Source organism: Chishuiella sp., assembly GCF_032109125.1.
Classification (GTDB): domain Bacteria; phylum Bacteroidota; class Bacteroidia; order Flavobacteriales; family Weeksellaceae; genus Empedobacter.
Map to the genome: position 1 here is coordinate 102,199 of NZ_DAMCLZ010000001.1, position 17,671 is coordinate 119,869.

Here is a 17,671-nt window from a genome sequence, read left to right on the forward strand (position 1 = left end):
AATTATAATTATGAGGCTTGGGATGCTTATGGTTGTACTCAATCTTTAAAGACATTTGAAAATAAACTTTTATTTCCAAAGTATTATAATATAGTTTCTTATTATGTTTTTAGTTAGGATGAAGATTTACTATTTTATAATTGATAAGCGATTATTTGCAATAATGAAGAAAATATGATGTCAATTAAAAAGACCTTACAATCTTCAATATTTTGGTTTTATGTTCATTGTACAAGCAAACCTTATATCTTTAACTATTATTCATTAAATGGTACATATATTAAGAATTTTGGAATACATAACTTTATTGAAGAACAAAAGCAATTTATTTTACAAGAATAGAACCATGATATCATTAATCAGTATTTAGAAGATAATTATGGAGTTAATTCAAATTAAAAAGACCGATTTAATTGTTTTTTTTAATTAACCTTATTAATTTCATAATCTTTAAAATCTTCTAAGTAAGATTTAGTTGTTTTAATTTGTTCAATTATAAATAATTAGTAAAGAAAATTATTTGATAAAGTTAATCATGCGATGATTAATTTATTATTTACCGCATATTTTGCGGAGAATATTTTTGTATTTACCTGATAAAATTATGATTACTATTTTTAAAACAACTTGACTACAAAATTATCATATTCAAAATTTGCCCAATTTTCATATTGCCAATTGTATCGCATGAGCCGATTATTTAATCTAATTGGCTCAAATATAATAAAAATATGAGCCGATTAGTAATTTTATTTGGCTCATGCGATACAATTTATATTACTAAAATAGTAAATATTCATTTCATTATGTAGCGTAAGTATTTATAAATTTATTCTTTATAATGATCATGAATATATTTTAAAATGAATTGTTCAATTTCTGTAGTTTTAAATATTTCATAATCTGGTTTAATTGAAGGTAAGTATCTATTTTTATATTTATCAACCATATAATTTGCTGTTAATATTAGCGTGTCACCATTCGATAATTTATAAGTAGCATTTCCTGTTGTAAATCCTCCTGATTCACTTCCAATAAGAATTACATTTTTTAAACTTCTTAAACTAATTGCAACAGCTTCACCAGAACTAGAAGTTCTTTCGTTGATTAAAACAAAAATATATTTTAAATTCAAGTTATATTTTATGGGAGAATCTATAAAATTTTTAGATTGATTAAAATCTCCAGAAAAAATGTAACCATTTTTTTTAGACCAAGGAATATATTCGGATTCATTTTCAAAATATCCAATATCTCCGTTTTCATAAAAAGGTAATAAGGCTGTTAACATAGGCCACATATTACCTCCTGTATTTGATCTTAAATCGATAATCCAATATTTGGGTTTATTTTCTAATTGTTTAATAATGGATTTTTGAATTTTATTAATATACTCTTCTCCTTTACTTTTAAATAAATTTTTATCTTCTGGATTAGAGTAAGCTCCAACAAAGCTTTTTCCTATAGAGTCACCTAATTCTAAGTAAGGTTTGTTTGAAGAATAAATAATTTTACCTTCTTTTGTATGGTACGAAGTGTGTCTATTATTTATTATTTTTAGACTAAATTGAATTGCAGAATCTTTACTTATTTTGGTTTTTTCATAAAATTTCTTTTCAAAATCAATCCAATCAATTTTATCTTTATTTATTGTGTTTTCCTTTAAAATAGAAAAATATTCTCTATAAAAATCATTATTTTGAGAGTATAATGAATGTTGAAAACTTAATATGATAATAAAAGTAATGTAATATTTCATTTTATAAATATATTAAAATAAGATAAACTATTATTTAAGGTAATTAGTTATTAATAAAAGGTGGTTAAATGATTTTATCTAAAATTTTAAAAAATTAATAAAATCATAAAAAAAATTAATTGAAATAATAAATCTTTATTAATTATTCACAGTTATAAAATGTTGATTATACATAGTTTTGTGAATGATTTGATCTTATTTATTAAGGATAAAATATGTTTTATAAGATTAAATAAAAAAAATATTTTGTAACGTTTTTGAACATTTATACTCTTTTTTAAATAATGATTTAAATACGATACTGTTCTAACTTTACAATCGAAATGAAAGCGATTAAATACATAGTGATATTTCTTATGATGTCTATTTTAGTAAAAAATTTTACTAAGATAAATAAGCACATATCATTTCATAATCATGTAGAACGTCTCTTTTCTAAAGAAAATAAAAAAGAAAAAGTTATATTAACTTCTGTGATTGAAGAATCTAATTCTGATGAATCATTTATTGACAATATGATTACAGTTGATTTTAAATTTAATTTAATACAAATTATTCATTCAAATTTATTCTCTGATTTATTTTCAACCTCAACAAATAAAATATGTCTTTTAAGACGTTATATTTATGGTTTACCCTTCACTTAAATAAATTTTAAATCTTATTGTTTTTATTCTGTTTCTAAACATTTTATGTTTGGTAACACATCTTATATATCTAAAAAATAAATAATTATGCACGAATTAAGTATTGTTAAAGACATATTTGATACGTTAAACGACCATTATGATTCTAAAATAGAAGACGTTGCTAAAGTTCAAATTACAGCTGGGCTTTTGTCGAATGTACAACCTGTATTAATACAAAATGCTTTTGATGCATTTATAGCAGATAATAAAAAATATAATGAAATAGAATTAGAAGTATTGGTGAATGATATTGTTGCTTATTGCGAAAAGTGTCATGAAAATTTTGAAGTAAAATACCACAAATTTGTTTGTGATAAATGCTTAACGCCATCAAGTACTATTGTAAAAGGAAATGAACTTTTTATATCACAAGTTCTTTTTAAGAATAAATAATAATCAAACATAAAAATTATGTCAACTAATACACAAAATCCCAAAAGTGCTGGGAACAGAGTAGGTTCTGTACAGTGCGATAATACAACTTTACATTTATTAAAAGCAAATGATTATGTTGCGAATGCAATCAGAGAACGTTTAAAAGATGTTTGTATCATTAACGTATGTTCTTCTCCAGGGTCAGGAAAAACAACGTTATTACAAGAAATCGGTAAGCGTTTAGGTAAAGAATTGAATATTTCAGTTTTAGTTGGTGATCCTGAAACAGAAAGAGATGCTATACGTATGCGTGAAGTTGGGATTAATGCATTACAAATTGTTACAGGAGGTATGTGTCATATAGAAGCACAAATGATTTTACAAGCTTTAGATCATATCAATTTAGATAATACAGATTTATTATTTATCGAAAATGTAGGTAATTTACTTTGTCCTTCTGCTTTCGATTTAGGTGAAGATTACCGTGTTACACTTATTGCAACAACGGAAGGAGATGATAAACCTAAAAAATATCCTCGTATGTTTCTTACAAGTGAATTAATGTTAGTTTCTAAATCAGATTTATTGCCTTACGTTCCTTTTTCTATCGAAGCTGTGACAAAAGATGCACAAGAAGTTAATCCTAATTTAGAGGTACAAACTATTAGTACTTTAAATGGAGAGGGGATTGATGAATGGTGCCAATGGTTGAAAGAAAAAGTACAGTTAAAAAAAGAAGCTGCTAAACAAGCTAACTAATACAAATATATAATGGATAATCAGTTAATTGTTATTGATGAAGTCAAAACAAAAGTAGATCAGACACAAAATGATTCTGATTTATTATCGATAGAATGGTTTGAGATTCGAAAACAAAAAATTACACGTAAAACAAAAACTGGTTTGACATTAGAGCTCCGTTTACAAAATAGAAATGAGTGGCAGAATGGTGATAGATTGCTATTCGAAAACAATGAGATAGCTACTGTATATATTAAACCAGCTTTGTGTATCCAGTTTGTTGCAGAATCTATGTCTGATGCCGCTGATTTTTGTTATTTTGTAGGAAATCGTCATTTACCTATTTATACATGTCATACTAATCAACATCAATTATTAATGCCTTATGATGGTAGAATGTACGAGCAGTTATCAGAACGTTTTCCAACTAAGATTAATTTAATAGAAGAACAATTATTGAATGAATTCTTATTAAAAAAAGTGGTAAATAATTAAATCATGAATATCAAAAAATATCTTCGAATCATTTATCTATTCTTAGGTTTTGTATTCCTACAAAGTTGTCATTCAAATTCAAAGAATGGTACTGCGAATGGTGTAAACGCTGAAGATAGTCGTGGAAAAATAATAAGTCTTCCAAAAGAAGCGAATAAAGTAGTTGTTCTTTTCGAGCCTTCTTTGGATGAAATTTATATGCTACATGCCCAAGATAAAGTTGTAGGGATTCCTCAACAAGTTTATCAGACAGAAGGTAAGTATCCATTTTATGCTGATTTAGATCCTCGTATTAAAAATAAAACAATAGCTACACCAACATTTGGTGGTGGATCTAGTAATATAGAAACAATTGTTGGCTTGCAACCTGATTTGGTTATTGTTTATGAGCAAAATGTAGAAACTATTCAACAGTTAGAAGAATTATCTATTCCTGTATTTACAGTTTCTAGTTTAAGTCAAGAAAAAATTTATAAGGAATTATTAGGAATGGGAACTTTACTTGGAAAGAAGACAAGAGCTGAAGAGATAGTTTCTTATGTAAAAAAAGAAGCAAATAAACTGAAAAAAACTATTGCAGAAAAACCTAAAAAGGTATATTATGCTTGGTCAAAAGGTCGTATTTTTTCTACTTCTGGTCAAGGAACTTTATTGGATTTAGCTATAAAACTTTCTGGTGCAGAAAATGTTTGTCCTTTAAAAATGGAATCTCCTAATGTTGGTGCAGAATCTATTTATAAATGGAACCCTGATTTAATTATTTTATGGAATTCTGATATTAATGAAGTTTATAATCTTAAAGAATTGGCTGCTTTACCAGCTGTTAAGGATAAAAAAGTTTATGCGATGAATCCTTCATTTTATTATGATCCCCATACAGTTAAATTTTTATTATTTGCGAAACAATTGAGAAATTGGTGCTATCCTTCTGAATATTCATCAGAAGAATTGAATAAAGAAATAAAAGCTGATTTATTAGAATTGTATCAAAAACAAGATCTTTTTACGACCAATGTCAATTAATATAAAATCTCTCTGCTTACTGGTAATTCTACCTTTATTTGTTATTATAATGTCTATGACAATGGGCGCAACTAATTTTATTAGTATTCCTAATTTGTTACATTATAGTAGCTCTGCTTTGAATCAATATTTTTTAAAAAATAATAATTCAATCGAGCAGTCAAGTATAGAAACAATATTGTGGCAAGTTAGATTACCTCGTATTGTTCTTACTTTTATGATTGGCGCAGCATTAGCTTCATCGGGTAATGTGTTGCAAGCAATTTTCAGAAATCCAATTGTAGATCCATTTACTTTAGGTATTTCATCAGGATCTGCTGTAGGTGCAGCTTTAGCAATGGTAGTTCCTTTTTTATCAATTAATTTATCTGCTTTCGTTTTTGGTGTAAGTGCTGTTTTATTGACTTATTTAATTTCAAAAACGAATGTAAAAAGTTCTTTGATTAGTATGGTTTTATCTGGAATGATAATTTCTGGAATATTCACAGCTTTTCTTACTTTGTTACAATATATAAGTGATCCTTATAAATTACAAGCGATTGTACAATGGACAATGGGAAATTTGCATACTGCATCTTGGGAAAAAGTAGAAATTGCATTTTACCCAATTGTTATAGGACTTTTGGTGATTATATTATTTCGATGGAAATTGAATTTATTATCATTAGGAGATGAAGAAGCGCTTGCCGTAGGAGTAAAGCCAGGTTTATTGAAAGTATTATTAATTGGTGTTGCAACATTAATAACAGCTGCTTGTGTTGCTGCAGTTGGTGTAATCAGTTTGTTCGGATTAATCGTTCCACATATTAGTAGAATGTTTTTTGGTCCTAATAATGAGAAAACAGTTTGGGCAAATATTAGTATTGGAGGAACTCTTCTTTTAATTATTGATGATTTTTCTAGAACAGTTATGCCTTTTGAAATCCCTGTTGGTGTTTTTACAATGTTAATTGGTGCACCTATTTTTATTTACTTAATGCGCAAAAATGCTGCAAATTGGAATTGATGGAAGTGATGATTAAAATACAAAATTTAGAATTTACCTATGGTAAACAAAAAATTTTAGATAACGTAAATGTTGATTTTCCTGAAGCAAAATTATCCATAGTTATGGGAAAAAATGGTAGTGGAAAATCTACTATTTTTAATGTAATAGCTGGTTTAGAAAAGAAATATCAAGGGAATGTTTTTATTGGTAATGAAGAAAGAAAGAAAATTAAAATAGGTTCTTCAATTTTACGTATTGGTTTTTTAACTCAATTTCATCAAACAACATTTCCATTCAAAGTTTTTGATGTTGTAATGACTGGTCGATCTTCATTTTCGAGATTCTCTCCAAAGAAAGAAGATTTTGATATTGTCGAACAATTGTTAACCAGGTTTAATCTTTGGCATCTAAAAGATAAGGCATATACGTCTTTATCTGGTGGTGAGCGTCAATTGGTTTTATTGTGTAGAGTTTTGGTTCAGAATCCAGATATTTTAATGTTAGATGAACCAACGAACCATTTGGATTTACATTATCAAGTATTGGTTTTAGAAACGCTTAAGGATTTAGTTAAACAAGGTAAAACAGTTCTTTGTGTAATGCACGATCCTAATTTAGCTTTTATGTATGGTGATTGTTTTTTTATGATGAAAAATCGTCAATTAATTGATTTGAAAAACTATAATCAGGACGAAATTCAATCTATTTTACAAGAAACATATGAATTACCATTAATCAGCCTTTCACATCAGGGTAAAACATTATATGTTCCTGATTTAAAACGATAAAAAAATCATGAAAAATATAGATATATCTTCTGTGGATTTAAAACATGTCGAAGAAATATTACCCTACGTAATTAATTTCAGAAGAGAATTGTTTCCAACGTTGGATCCCAATTTTGTTCCTGCTGATTTACAGAATTTTATTCAAAATTATATTGAAAATCAAAAAGGGATTTTTTTACAAGCGAAGGATGAAAACAATAATCTTGTTGGAGTTATAGGAATGATGGCTTTTGATTATAGATTTCCTTACCTTACAATTGGACAAGAAAGTACTGTTGAGGTTGCTCGTTTATTTGTTGAACCACAGCATAGAAGAAATGGTTTAGCAACAAAATTATTTAAAGAACTAAAACAAAAGGCGATAGAAAAAGATATTTATAGGCTGTATTTACATACACATCCTAGTTTACCTGGTGCTTATGAATTTTGGTTAAAACAAGGATTTGTTTTAAATCTTTTGTGTGATGAAAGTGGTTTTCCTACTTATCACATGAGCAAAGAATTAATTTAATATATAATTTCAATGAAACATTTTTCTAATTTAAAATTTAGATTCTTTTTTTTGTTTTTTGTTTTTACAATTTTTGTAGAAGCACAAGAAAAGCATATTCTATTTGGTCAAGTTTTTAACAAAGAAAACCAAGCTCTTGCTGATGTAGTTATTCATTTTGAAAATCAAAACGATACAGTTTGTACGGATACAAATGGTAATTTTAAATTAGATAAAGCCATTGATTTTCCAGTTTCTTTGGTTATTCAAAATAATGATGAAAAATTTACTTTTATTGTAACTGATAAAGATTGGGATGATAAAAATGGATTAAAAATTCATTTATCTAAAAGTGGTACAGAATTAAATGAAGTTCTAGTTCGCTCTAACAATAAACAATCCTATTCACAAAATAATATTGATTTTGAAGGAAAACTTAGTGGGAAATTAAAAGATATTCCTCAAACCATAAGTATTGTTGGGCAACAACAAATGGAAGATAAGCAAGCTTTTAAAGTTTCTGATATGGTTCATGATCTTACAGGAGTTAATCAAGCATCATCGTATGATGATTATACTTTACGAGGATTTAGCAGTGGATATGGTAATAGTTTACGTTTAGTAAATGGGTTACGTTCTGGTTATGGTTATGGAACGAGTTATTTTAATTCACCGTTGACTGTTAATTTAGAGAGAATTGAAATTTTAAAAGGTTCTGGAGGTACACTTTTTGGAGATATAGTTCCAGGAGGAACAATAAATTTAGTCACTAAAAAAACTTTAGAAGAATTTAAAGGTCAAGTTAATTTTTCATCAGGAAGTTTTGAAACTTTCAGAACAACAGTGGATATTGGAGGTCCAATTAATGATAAATTATTTTATAGATTTAATGCAGGCTATCAAACCAGTAAAACATTTAGAAAGAATAATAGTCAAAAAATATTTTCAGTTGCTCCTTCTCTAACGTTTAAACCAAGAAAGGGAACAAGAATAGATGTCGATTTAACATACGATAATTTTTATGGCTATTTGGATAGAGGAATGGGAGTAAAGCAAAATGATTTGTATGCGATTAATCGTTCATTTACTTTATCTCAACCATCAGATTTTTTTAAAACACAAACATTTAATTTTCGAGCTAAATTAGAACAGAAGATTTTAGATAATTTAACATTGACTGTAAATTATGCTAAATCAATTTATCAAGAGGATTTAAATGAACATAGAACATTGAATACTTTTGCTGATGCACCCAACAATACAATTGTTAATATGAGATTCTTATCTCGACAAGCAAAAGATTATACAGATAATGCTGTTTCTTATTTGAATTATAAAATTGGTAAGCAAGATTTAAAACAGAATATTATTTTTGGTGTTGATTATTCACAATATAAGCCAGATTCCGACAATCAACAAAAAGAAGCAAGAAGTAAAACAGTGGATGGAAAAACTGTTCCATTAACTTTCGATCTGAATAATCCTGTTTATGAAAGTAAAGATTTATCATCTTATATATGGTTGAAACAAGCAACTTTTCCTTTTTTAAGTTCTTATAAAACGACTGGAATATATGTACAAGATCAAATAAAATATCATCGTTTAGAAATGTTATTTGGTTTACGTTATGAGCATTATGTGTCTGAAAGTGCAGATCCTACAACACCATATACAGCGACACAAAATAAATTTTTACCACGAGTAGGATTAACATACAAGGTAAGTTCTAGTATTAATTATTTTGCTAATTATTCTCAAGGTTATGTACCAATCGCAGCAGATTATGTTGTTAATTATAAAAAATACGGATCAGATAAGCCCTTTAAATCAGAAAGTAGCTACCAAATAGAAACTGGATTGAAATCAGATTTTTTTAATAATAAATTACAAATTGATTTAGCTTTTTTCAATATCCAAAGAAATAATATGATGGTTGCAACAGGACAAATGTCAGATGATGGTTATGCTGTGTACCGTCAATCAGGAAAAGTAAATTCAAAAGGATTTGAGTTTGATTTACGAGGTCAGTTAATTAAGAATTTACAAATGACATTGAATTATAGTTTTACAGATACTAAAGTTCAAGCTTCTTCAATAGCATCGGAAGTTGGATTGCCCTTAGCGAATGCCCCTAAAAATATGGCAAATGTATGGTTGAAGTATTCTATTTTGCATTCTAGTTTTAAAGGTTTTGGTTTTGGTTTAGGTGCATCTTATGTTAGTAGACGAAGAATGGAAAATACAGTTGGACAAAATGCTGAAGGAGATTATTTATGGGGATTTTTGCCAGATTATACACTTGTAAATGCAGCATTATATTACGATTTGAATCCTTTGAAAGTTTCTTTACAGTTTAATAATATTTTTGATAAATATTACTTTTTAGGAGGTATAGATTATACTAGAGTTTTTCCTGGTTCTCCAAGTAATTTTATGGCTACATTAAGTTATTCTTTTTAAAATAAAAATATTCTTTAATGTTTTAAAACTATTTTTTGAATTATGTCTAACACTTATTTTTAATATATCATTCATTTTCAATAGTGATTGCAGTGGCATCCTTTTTAGATTGGTCATTGCATTTCTACTCCGCTTAATTACCAAGTCGAAATGACCAATCAAAAAAGATATAGCGAAAAGCACGCCCAAAGGGATTGCCCAAAAAACAACTTTAATAAATAAAAATATAACTACTAAAAATTAATCTTTCATTTTAATTATAAAAACATTGAATGATATTGATTTAGAATAATATAATTCTTTCTAAAGATAAAAAAATATACCTGTTGAAATTCATCAGGTCAGAGGACTATTGCCTTATTTCATCAATACGATAAAAATTAATTAACCTAGAAAATAACTTCTAATAACAAGCAAAAGAAAATAACGGTAAAATAAAAAATACTAATAATGAAATCTTTAAGTTTATTGAAAACAATATTTTTTTGTTTTTCTATAACCTCTGTGACAAAAATTACTGCTCAAGAAAAGCATATATCATTCGGTAAAGTTTCTAGCGAAGATAACAAAGCTGTTGCAAATACAATTGTTTATATTAAAAATCAGAATGATACAGTTTGTACTGATGCAAATGGGAATTTTAAATTTAACCAAGCGATTAAATTTCCTATTTCTTTGATTGTACAAGATAAAGAAGAAAAGCGTATTATTCTGGTGACAGATGAAAATTGGAATGAAAATTTTGGAATGAAAATACATTTTAAAGAAAAAGAAGTAAATCAAGAAGTAGTCAATTCTACTGCTGAAAATTTTTACACTCAAAATGATTTAGGTCTTAGTGGTAAATTAAATGGAAAGTTGAAAGATATTCCACAAACTATAAGTATTGTTAATCAAAATCAAATGTCAGATATACAATCGGTAAGAGTTTCTGATTTGATCCATGATATGGTGGGTGTTAACCAAGCATCATCGTATGATGATTATACGATAAGAGGTTTTAGTAGTGGATATACAGGATTACGATTGGTTGATGGAATGCGTTCTGGTTTTGGCTATGGAACAAGTTATTTTAATTCGCCATTAACAATAAATCTTGAAAGAATTGAGATTATAAAAGGTTCTGGAGGGATTCTTTTTGGTGATACAAATCCAGGCGGAACAATAAATTTGGTTACAAAACGACCATTAGAAAAATTTAGTGTTCAAGCTGGTGTATCATCAGGAAGTTTTGAACCGACAATAGATGTAGGAGGACCAATAAACAATAAATTGTTTTATAGATTTAATGCGGGTTATTTAACAGCTAAACCGTTTAGATATAATTCTGGAAATCAAAAATTATATACTGTTGCACCTTCTCTTACATTTAAACCAAGAAAAGGAACACAAATAGATGTAGATTTTACTTATGATAAGTTTAATGGTCTTTTGGATAGAGGAATGTTAGCAAACAAAAATGATTTATTTGCAAGCAATAGTTCATTAACTTTATCTCAACCATCAGATTTTTTTAAAACACAAACATTTAATTATCGAGCGAGTTTAGAACAGAAAATTTTAGATAATTTGACTTTAACTGCAAAATATTCTAAATCAATTTATCAAGAAGATTTGAATGAGCATAGACTATATAATGGTTTTGGTGATTCATCTAATAATACAATTCTTACAATAGAATTTTTATCTCGACAAGGTAAGTATTACACAGATAACGCTGTTTCTTATTTTAATTATAAAATTGGTAAGCGAGATCTAAAACAGAATATTATTTTTGGTGTTGATTATGCCCAATATAAGCCAGATTCGGACAATCAACAAAAGCAAGCAAGAAGTAAAATAGTGGATGGAAAAACAGTTCCGTTAACCTTTGATTTGAATAATCCTGTTTATGGAAGCAAAGATTTATCTTCTTATGTATGGTTAAAACAAAGTTCTCTTTCTACTATAAGTTCTTATAAAACAACAGGTATTTATATCAACGATCAAATAAAATATCATCGTTTAGAAATGTTATTTGGTTTACGTTATGAACATTATTTATCAAGAAGTTTAGATGCGACAACACCATATACAGCGATACAAAATAAATTTTTGCCACGAGTAGGATTAACATACAAATTGAGTTCTACTTTTAATTATTTTGCTAATTATTCTCAAGGTTATGTACCAATCGCAGCAGATTATGTTGTTAATTATAAAAAATATGGATCAGATCAACCTTTTAAATCAGAAAATAGCTACCAAATAGAAACAGGAATAAAATCAGATTTTTTTAACAATAAGTTACAGATAAATTTAGCTTTATTCAATATTGAAAGAAATAATATGATGGTTGCAACAGGTCAATTATCAGATGATGGTTATGTTGTCTATCGTCAATCAGGAAAAGTAAATTCAAAAGGTTTTGAATTTGATTTACGTGGTCAATTAATTAAGAATTTACAAATGACATTGAATTATAGTTTTACAGCTACTAAAGTTCAAGCTTCTTCAATAGCATCAGAAGTTGGATTGCCCTTGGCAAATGCCCCTAAAAATATGGCAAATGTATGGTTGAAGTATTCCATTTTGCATTCAAGTTTTAAAGGTTTTGGTTTTGGTTTAGGTGCATCTTATGTTAGTAGACGAAGAATGGAAAATACAGTTGGACAAAATGCTGAAGGAGATTATTTATGGGGGTTCTTACCAGATTATACACTCGTAAATACAGCACTGTATTATCAATTAAATTCTTTTACACTCACTTTACAGTGTACAAATGTTTTTAATAAGTACTATTTTATTGGAGGAATTGATTATACAAGAATATTTCCTGGATCATCTGTAGGTTATTCAGCTAATTTAAGCTATTCTTTTTAAAAGATATAACTTGATTGTAAAATAGGAGATAAACCATTCATTATTTATTTAATAAGAATTAATCAAAATGAAGTTTTTAATAGAATAAATTGTCACGTTTTTGAACACTTATCTTATTTTTTAAATAATAATTCTATTTTCAAAAGGAATTACATTTACATTAGAAATGAAAAAGGTAATCTATATATTTTTAACAATAATATTTACTGCAATTGTAGTAAATATTTCTAGTGTTTCTGCTAAGAGAAATGCATTAGAAGTATATGGAAGTCATCAAGAAAAAATTGATAAAGGAACAAAATCTCACTTACAAATAGATAATTTTAATTTATTATCTATAGATGAAAGTAAATCTGATATTGAATTTACTCCTTTCGATCTTAATTTTTTTGCAGTGTTTTTGAATACTTATTTTTATCAAAAACCGTTACAATTATTTTCATTTATAGAAAAAATATATTTTGGTAAAACTTTACCAAAATACATATTATTTCATTCGCTTCAAATTGATTATATATAAAAGAACCTTGGTGACTTCATTCAAGGTTATACTTTAATCAAATACTTCTATAAATATTTATTGAAAAAATACACACACACTCATTATATCATTGAGTGCAGGTCAATAATATCTAATTTTTAAAAAATACAAAATGCATTTAACACCGCGTGAGATAGAAAAGCTGATGTTACATACAGCTGGAGAACTTGCTTTGAAGAGAAAAGCAAGAGGGGTAAAATTAAATTATCCAGAGTCAATTGCTTTAATTAGTCATTTCTTATTAGAAGGAGCTAGAGATGGTAAAAGAGTAGCTGACTTAATGCAAGAAGGAGCAAATTTACTAACTGTAGATGATGTAATGCCAGGAGTAGCAGAAATGATACATGATGTACAAATTGAAGCTACATTTCCTGATGGAACTAAATTAGTAACTGTTCATAATCCTATTCGCTAATTCTAAAAAAAAGAAAATGAAACCAGGAGAAATTTTTGTAAAAGAAGGAATAATTGTTTGTAACGAAGGACGCAAAACAATAAAATTAAATGTAATCAATACAGGAGATAGACCTATTCAAGTAGGATCTCATTTTCACTTTTTTGAAGTGAATAAAGCAATGAGTTTTGATAGAGAACAAGCTTTTGGTATGAGATTAAATATTGTTGCAAGTACAGCTGTACGCTTTGAACCAGGAGAGGAAAAAGAGGTAGAGTTAGTAGAAATTGGAGGAACTAAAAAAGCAATGGGATTTAATAATCTTGTTGACGGACAAACAGATTCTGAAGATCAGAAAAAAGCAAGTCTTGCTAAAGTTGAAGAGTTAAACTTTAAAAATAATTAATCATGAGCTTAAAAGTAGATAGAAAACAATACGCTAATATTTTGGGACCTACAGCTGGAGATAAAATCAGATTAGGAGATACTGAAATAATTATAGAAATAGAAAAAGATTTTACACATTATGGAGACGAAGCTGTTTTTGGCGGAGGAAAAACAGTACGTGATGGAATGGGGCAAAACGTTACAGCAAAACGTAATGAAGGAGTTCTTGATCTTTGTATTACAGGTGCAGTTATTATTGACCATTGGGGAATTGTAAAAGCAGATATTGGTATTAAAGATGGTAAAATTGTAGGCATTGGTAAAGCAGGTAATCCAGATACTATGGATGGTGTTTCACCAAATATGATTATCGGTGCATCAACAGAGGTTCACGGTGGTAAAGGTTACATAGTAACTGCGGGAGGTATAGATACTCACATTCATTACATTTGTCCGCAACAAATAGAAACTTCATTATATAGTGGTATTACAACTATGATTGGAGGAGGTACAGGACCAAATGATGGAACTAATGCTACAACTGTTACTCCAGGTTCTTGGAATATGCAAAAAATGTTAGAAGCAGCAGAAGAATATCCAATGAACTTAGGTTTTTTTGGTAAAGGAAACTGTTCTGCAGAAGAGCCAATTATAGAACAAGTGGAAGCTGGTGCATTAGGTGTAAAAATCCACGAAGATTGGGGGGCAACTCCAGCAACAATTGATACAGCTTTAAAGGTTGCTGATAAATATGATGTACAAGTAGCTATCCACACAGATACATTAAATGAAGGAGGTTTTTTAGAAGATACAATGAAAGCTATTGATGGTCGTGTAATCCATACTTTCCATACAGAAGGAGCAGGAGGAGGACATGCTCCAGATATTATCAAAGCCGCAATGTATCCTAATGTTTTACCAGCATCTACAAATCCAACTCGTCCTTATACAGTGAATACAATTGATGAGCATTTAGATATGTTAATGGTATGTCACCACTTAAGTAAAAATATTCCAGAAGATGTAGCTTTTGCAGATTCTCGTATTCGTCCAGAAACTATTGCAGCTGAAGATATTTTACACGATATGGGAGTATTCAGTATTATGAGTTCAGATTCTCAAGCAATGGGTAGACCAGGTGAAGTTATTACTAGAACTTGGCAAACTGCAAGTAAAATGAAAGACCAAAGAGGTTTATTAGCAGAGGATGAAGGTACAGAAAGCGACAATTACCGTGCAAAAAGATATGTTGCTAAATATACTATCAACCCAGCTATAGCTCATGGTATTTCTGAGTACGTAGGTTCAATCGAGCCAGGTAAATTAGCAGATTTAGTAATTTGGAAACCATCATTATTTGGTGTTAAACCAGAAATGATAGTAAAAGGAGGTTTTGTAATCGCAGCTAAAATGGGTGATCCTAATGCTTCAATTCCAACTCCACAGCCTATCGTTTATAGAAATATGTTTGGTGCCCATGGAAAAGCTAAATTCGGAATTTGTGCAAACTTCGTATCTCAAATTTCTATTGATAATGGAACTATAGCAAGTTATAATTTAGAAAAAATGGTTCTTCCAGTTAAAAACTGTAGAAACATTGGTAAAAAAGACTTAATACACAATGATAAAACTCCGTTAATTGAAGTAAATCCAGAAAATTATAAAGTAACAGTAGATGGTGAATATGTAACATGTGAACCAGCTGATAAATTACCTTTAACACAGTTGTATTATTTATTTTAATAGTATTTATAAGGCTCAGGTTAGTCTGAGTCTTATTTAAAAAAATTAATTATTAAAAATAATATTTCTCAATATAAAATGAAAAATTTAAATAAAGTATTGATCTCTTTGGCATTCACAGGAATGTTTGTAATATCTGGTAAGATGTATGGTCAAACAATGGGAGGTTTAAGATTAAAAGATAGTGATGATGGTCCAAAAGGACAATTTATGTTATATGGTTCTTTTGATTATTCAAAAAGCTCAACACCAACTAGTAGTGGTAGTGCAGTATCAAGTTCTCCAATTGGAGCTGGATATTGGATAAATAACAATGATCTTATAGGGGTTAATTATGCATATTCTCAAGATAAATTGAATAAGAATGTGATTAGTAAACAAAATGAAGCTGGTTTATGGTATAGTCCTTCAGTACAAATAGGAAAATACTTTTATTTAATAGCTCAGGTTGATGCACATTTTGTATGGGGACAACAACAATCTACTATTGATGGATCAATGGAAAACTTCAATGGATTTCGTTTAAGAGCATATCCAATGATTGGAATCGTTGTAGGAAGTGGATGGGCATTAAAATTCAAATTTGCTGAACTTTCTACATTACAAACTAAAGCTAAAGATGGTTGGTCAAAAAGTTATGTTGCAGGTGTAAGTGGATCAACTTTCGGCGTTGGAATTTCTAAAAACTTTGATTTTAGAAGAAAAAATAAAAAGTCATGATAATTCATGAAGCCATAGGAAATATTCGTCAAAATCAAATTGAAGATAAAATAATTGATTTTCTTGATTTAGAATGGTACGAGACTTTTCGTAGAATTCAAAGAAAGAAAACTAGAGCAGGTAAAGATATTGCTATAAAATTTTTAAAAGAGAAACAGCGCATTTTAGATGGTGATATTCTTTTTATTGATAATGAATTAGCAATTGTTGTAAATGTTTTACCTACAAAATCTATTATTCTTACTCCTCAATCAACTATAGAGATGAGTGCTGTTTGTCATGATATAGGAAACAAACATTTACCTCTTTATTTTCAAGATGAAATATTACTTATGCCTTTTGAATTAACAATTTATAATTGGCTGAAATCTAATGGTTTTAATCCTATTGTAAAAGAAGAAAAACTTCTTAATTTACTCAATGCTAACGTAGATCATCACAAAGAAAGCAAAATAGGAACATCATTATCCACAAAAGGTTTGAAAATAAAATTATCTAAAGAAGATTAATTATGAAACAAGATTTTTTAGCAAGTTTATTGCATTTATCTGATCCTACATTACCTATTGGTGCTTATACTCATTCAAATGGTCTAGAAACATATATACAAAATAAAATTGTGCATGATAAAAAAACAGCGCAAGAATTTGTAGAAAATATGGTACAGTACAATTTAAAATACAATGATGGAGTTTTTGTAAAGCTTGCTTATGAAGCAACGCAGAATAATGATTTGAGTGAAATTTTGAAATTAGATGAAGAGTGTTCTGCACTAAAAGCTCCTAAAGAAATAAGACAAGCTAGTAGAAAATTAGGTTTACGTTTAATCAAAATTTTTAAACGTAGAGTTGATTCAGATTTGGTAAAAGAATTTGAACTGAAAGTAAAACAAAACGAAGCTAATTCAAATTATGCAATTGTTTATGGAATATATGCTAGCTTATTAAATATTCCACTTTTTGAAACATTATTTTCATTTTATTATACTTCCGTATCAGGAATTGTAACAAATGCAGTAAAATTAGTGCCTCTAGGTCAATTGGATGGTCAAGATATATTATTTGATTTATACCAATTGATTGAAAAAACAGCAGAAGAAACAATAGAATTAAATAGAGATTATGTTGGTCTATGTAATACATCATTTGACATAAGATGTATGCAACACGAAAGATTATATTCTCGTTTATATATGTCATAATTTTTTTTAAAATAA

General features: G+C 28.2%; 18 protein-coding genes. 17 read left to right on the forward strand and 1 reads right to left on the reverse strand.

The genetic code is table 11. The features are described from left to right. Positions 1-829 precede the first annotated feature (829 nt). Positions 830-1,759: a S41 family peptidase gene (locus RT575_RS00480; protein ID WP_313384565.1), complete on the reverse strand. Its 930-nt coding sequence runs from the start codon at positions 1,757-1,759 to the stop codon at positions 830-832. A gap of 323 nt (positions 1,760-2,082) precedes the next feature. Between RT575_RS00480 and RT575_RS00485 the strand changes: the two genes are divergently transcribed. The 17 genes from RT575_RS00485 (at position 2,083) to RT575_RS00565 (ending at position 17,656) form a co-directional block, all read left to right on the forward strand. Continuing rightward, on the forward strand, positions 2,083-2,406 hold the full coding sequence (locus tag RT575_RS00485; RefSeq protein ID WP_313577951.1) for a hypothetical protein: 324 nt from the start codon (positions 2,083-2,085) through the stop codon (positions 2,404-2,406). An 87-nt stretch (positions 2,407-2,493) separates the two neighbouring features. Further along, positions 2,494-2,841, forward strand: a complete 348-nt coding sequence (locus RT575_RS00490) for a hydrogenase maturation nickel metallochaperone HypA (RefSeq protein ID WP_313577953.1) — start codon at positions 2,494-2,496, stop codon at positions 2,839-2,841. An 18-nt stretch (positions 2,842-2,859) separates the two neighbouring features. After that, positions 2,860-3,582 (forward strand): hydrogenase nickel incorporation protein HypB, encoded by a 723-nt coding sequence (gene hypB / locus RT575_RS00495; RefSeq protein WP_313384559.1) that lies wholly within the window; start codon positions 2,860-2,862, stop codon positions 3,580-3,582. Between the two features lie 12 nt (positions 3,583-3,594). Next, positions 3,595-4,059, forward strand: a complete 465-nt coding sequence (locus tag RT575_RS00500) for an urease accessory protein UreE (RefSeq protein ID WP_313577955.1) — start codon at positions 3,595-3,597, stop codon at positions 4,057-4,059. 3 nt (positions 4,060-4,062) lie between these two features. Next, positions 4,063-5,082 (forward strand): ABC transporter substrate-binding protein, encoded by a 1,020-nt coding sequence (locus RT575_RS00505; protein WP_313577957.1) that lies wholly within the window; start codon positions 4,063-4,065, stop codon positions 5,080-5,082. Further along, on the forward strand, positions 5,072-6,088 hold the full coding sequence (locus RT575_RS00510; RefSeq protein WP_313577959.1) for an iron ABC transporter permease: 1,017 nt from the start codon (positions 5,072-5,074) through the stop codon (positions 6,086-6,088). The genes RT575_RS00505 and RT575_RS00510 overlap by 11 nt, the downstream gene beginning before the upstream one ends. Then, a complete protein-coding gene (locus RT575_RS00515; protein WP_313577961.1) occupies positions 6,088-6,858 on the forward strand; it encodes an ABC transporter ATP-binding protein in 771 nt (256 codons plus the stop codon). Before RT575_RS00510 ends, RT575_RS00515 begins: the two co-directional genes overlap by 1 nt. Before the next feature lie 7 nt (positions 6,859-6,865). Next, entirely contained in the window at positions 6,866-7,369 is a 504-nt protein-coding gene (locus RT575_RS00520; protein ID WP_313577963.1) for a GNAT family N-acetyltransferase, read from the forward strand. Between the two features lie 12 nt (positions 7,370-7,381). Then, positions 7,382-9,808: a TonB-dependent receptor gene (locus RT575_RS00525; RefSeq protein ID WP_313577965.1), complete on the forward strand. Its 2,427-nt coding sequence runs from the start codon at positions 7,382-7,384 to the stop codon at positions 9,806-9,808. Positions 9,809-10,258: 450 nt separating this feature from the next. Further along, positions 10,259-12,670 (forward strand): TonB-dependent receptor, encoded by a 2,412-nt coding sequence (locus RT575_RS00530; RefSeq protein ID WP_313577967.1) that lies wholly within the window; start codon positions 10,259-10,261, stop codon positions 12,668-12,670. Positions 12,671-12,836: 166 nt separating this feature from the next. Continuing rightward, positions 12,837-13,190 (forward strand): hypothetical protein, encoded by a 354-nt coding sequence (locus tag RT575_RS00535; RefSeq protein WP_313577969.1) that lies wholly within the window; start codon positions 12,837-12,839, stop codon positions 13,188-13,190. 133 nt (positions 13,191-13,323) lie between these two features. After that, the gene (gene ureA / locus RT575_RS00540; RefSeq protein ID WP_313384548.1) at positions 13,324-13,626 is read left to right on the forward strand and encodes an urease subunit gamma; all 303 of its coding nucleotides are present in this window, start codon (positions 13,324-13,326) and stop codon (positions 13,624-13,626) included. Positions 13,627-13,642: 16 nt separating this feature from the next. After that, positions 13,643-14,011, forward strand: a complete 369-nt coding sequence (gene ureB / locus RT575_RS00545; RefSeq protein WP_313577971.1) for an urease subunit beta — start codon at positions 13,643-13,645, stop codon at positions 14,009-14,011. A 2-nt stretch (positions 14,012-14,013) separates the two neighbouring features. Next, complete coding sequence (gene ureC / locus RT575_RS00550; RefSeq protein ID WP_313577973.1) at positions 14,014-15,735, forward strand: urease subunit alpha; 1,722 nt, start codon at positions 14,014-14,016, stop codon at positions 15,733-15,735. Between the two features lie 78 nt (positions 15,736-15,813). Then, positions 15,814-16,455 carry a hypothetical protein gene (locus RT575_RS00555; protein ID WP_313577975.1) on the forward strand — a complete coding sequence of 214 codons (642 nt, stop codon included), beginning with the start codon at positions 15,814-15,816 and terminating at the stop codon, positions 16,453-16,455. Further along, a complete protein-coding gene (locus RT575_RS00560) occupies positions 16,452-16,964 on the forward strand; it encodes an urease accessory protein UreE (protein ID WP_313577977.1) in 513 nt (170 codons plus the stop codon). Before RT575_RS00555 ends, RT575_RS00560 begins: the two co-directional genes overlap by 4 nt. Positions 16,965-16,966: 2 nt before the next feature. After that, positions 16,967-17,656: an urease accessory protein UreF gene (locus RT575_RS00565; protein WP_313577979.1), complete on the forward strand. Its 690-nt coding sequence runs from the start codon at positions 16,967-16,969 to the stop codon at positions 17,654-17,656. Positions 17,657-17,671: the final 15 nt, after the last annotated feature.

What these genes read in the sequence shown, in the direction of transcription:
- RT575_RS00500 (WP_313577955.1), top strand. Translation starts at nt 3,595, where the DNA reads ATGGATAATCAGTTAATTGTTATTGATGAAGTCAAAACAAAAGTAGAT.
- ureB (WP_313577971.1), top strand. Translation starts at nt 13,643, where the DNA reads ATGAAACCAGGAGAAATTTTTGTAAAAGAAGGAATAATTGTTTGTAAC.
- RT575_RS00510 (WP_313577959.1), top strand. Translation starts at nt 5,072, where the DNA reads ATGTCAATTAATATAAAATCTCTCTGCTTACTGGTAATTCTACCTTTA.
- RT575_RS00485 (WP_313577951.1), top strand. Translation starts at nt 2,083, where the DNA reads ATGAAAGCGATTAAATACATAGTGATATTTCTTATGATGTCTATTTTA.
- RT575_RS00565 (WP_313577979.1), top strand. Translation starts at nt 16,967, where the DNA reads ATGAAACAAGATTTTTTAGCAAGTTTATTGCATTTATCTGATCCTACA.
- RT575_RS00535 (WP_313577969.1), top strand. Translation starts at nt 12,837, where the DNA reads ATGAAAAAGGTAATCTATATATTTTTAACAATAATATTTACTGCAATT.
- RT575_RS00555 (WP_313577975.1), top strand. Translation starts at nt 15,814, where the DNA reads ATGAAAAATTTAAATAAAGTATTGATCTCTTTGGCATTCACAGGAATG.
- RT575_RS00520 (WP_313577963.1), top strand. Translation starts at nt 6,866, where the DNA reads ATGAAAAATATAGATATATCTTCTGTGGATTTAAAACATGTCGAAGAA.
- RT575_RS00490 (WP_313577953.1), top strand. Translation starts at nt 2,494, where the DNA reads ATGCACGAATTAAGTATTGTTAAAGACATATTTGATACGTTAAACGAC.
- RT575_RS00515 (WP_313577961.1), top strand. Translation starts at nt 6,088, where the DNA reads ATGGAAGTGATGATTAAAATACAAAATTTAGAATTTACCTATGGTAAA.
- ureC (WP_313577973.1), top strand. Translation starts at nt 14,014, where the DNA reads ATGAGCTTAAAAGTAGATAGAAAACAATACGCTAATATTTTGGGACCT.
- RT575_RS00480 (WP_313384565.1), bottom strand. Translation starts at nt 1,759, where the DNA reads ATGAAATATTACATTACTTTTATTATCATATTAAGTTTTCAACATTCA.
- hypB (WP_313384559.1), top strand. Translation starts at nt 2,860, where the DNA reads ATGTCAACTAATACACAAAATCCCAAAAGTGCTGGGAACAGAGTAGGT.
- RT575_RS00505 (WP_313577957.1), top strand. Translation starts at nt 4,063, where the DNA reads ATGAATATCAAAAAATATCTTCGAATCATTTATCTATTCTTAGGTTTT.
- RT575_RS00560 (WP_313577977.1), top strand. Translation starts at nt 16,452, where the DNA reads ATGATAATTCATGAAGCCATAGGAAATATTCGTCAAAATCAAATTGAA.
- RT575_RS00525 (WP_313577965.1), top strand. Translation starts at nt 7,382, where the DNA reads ATGAAACATTTTTCTAATTTAAAATTTAGATTCTTTTTTTTGTTTTTT.
- ureA (WP_313384548.1), top strand. Translation starts at nt 13,324, where the DNA reads ATGCATTTAACACCGCGTGAGATAGAAAAGCTGATGTTACATACAGCT.
- RT575_RS00530 (WP_313577967.1), top strand. Translation starts at nt 10,259, where the DNA reads ATGAAATCTTTAAGTTTATTGAAAACAATATTTTTTTGTTTTTCTATA.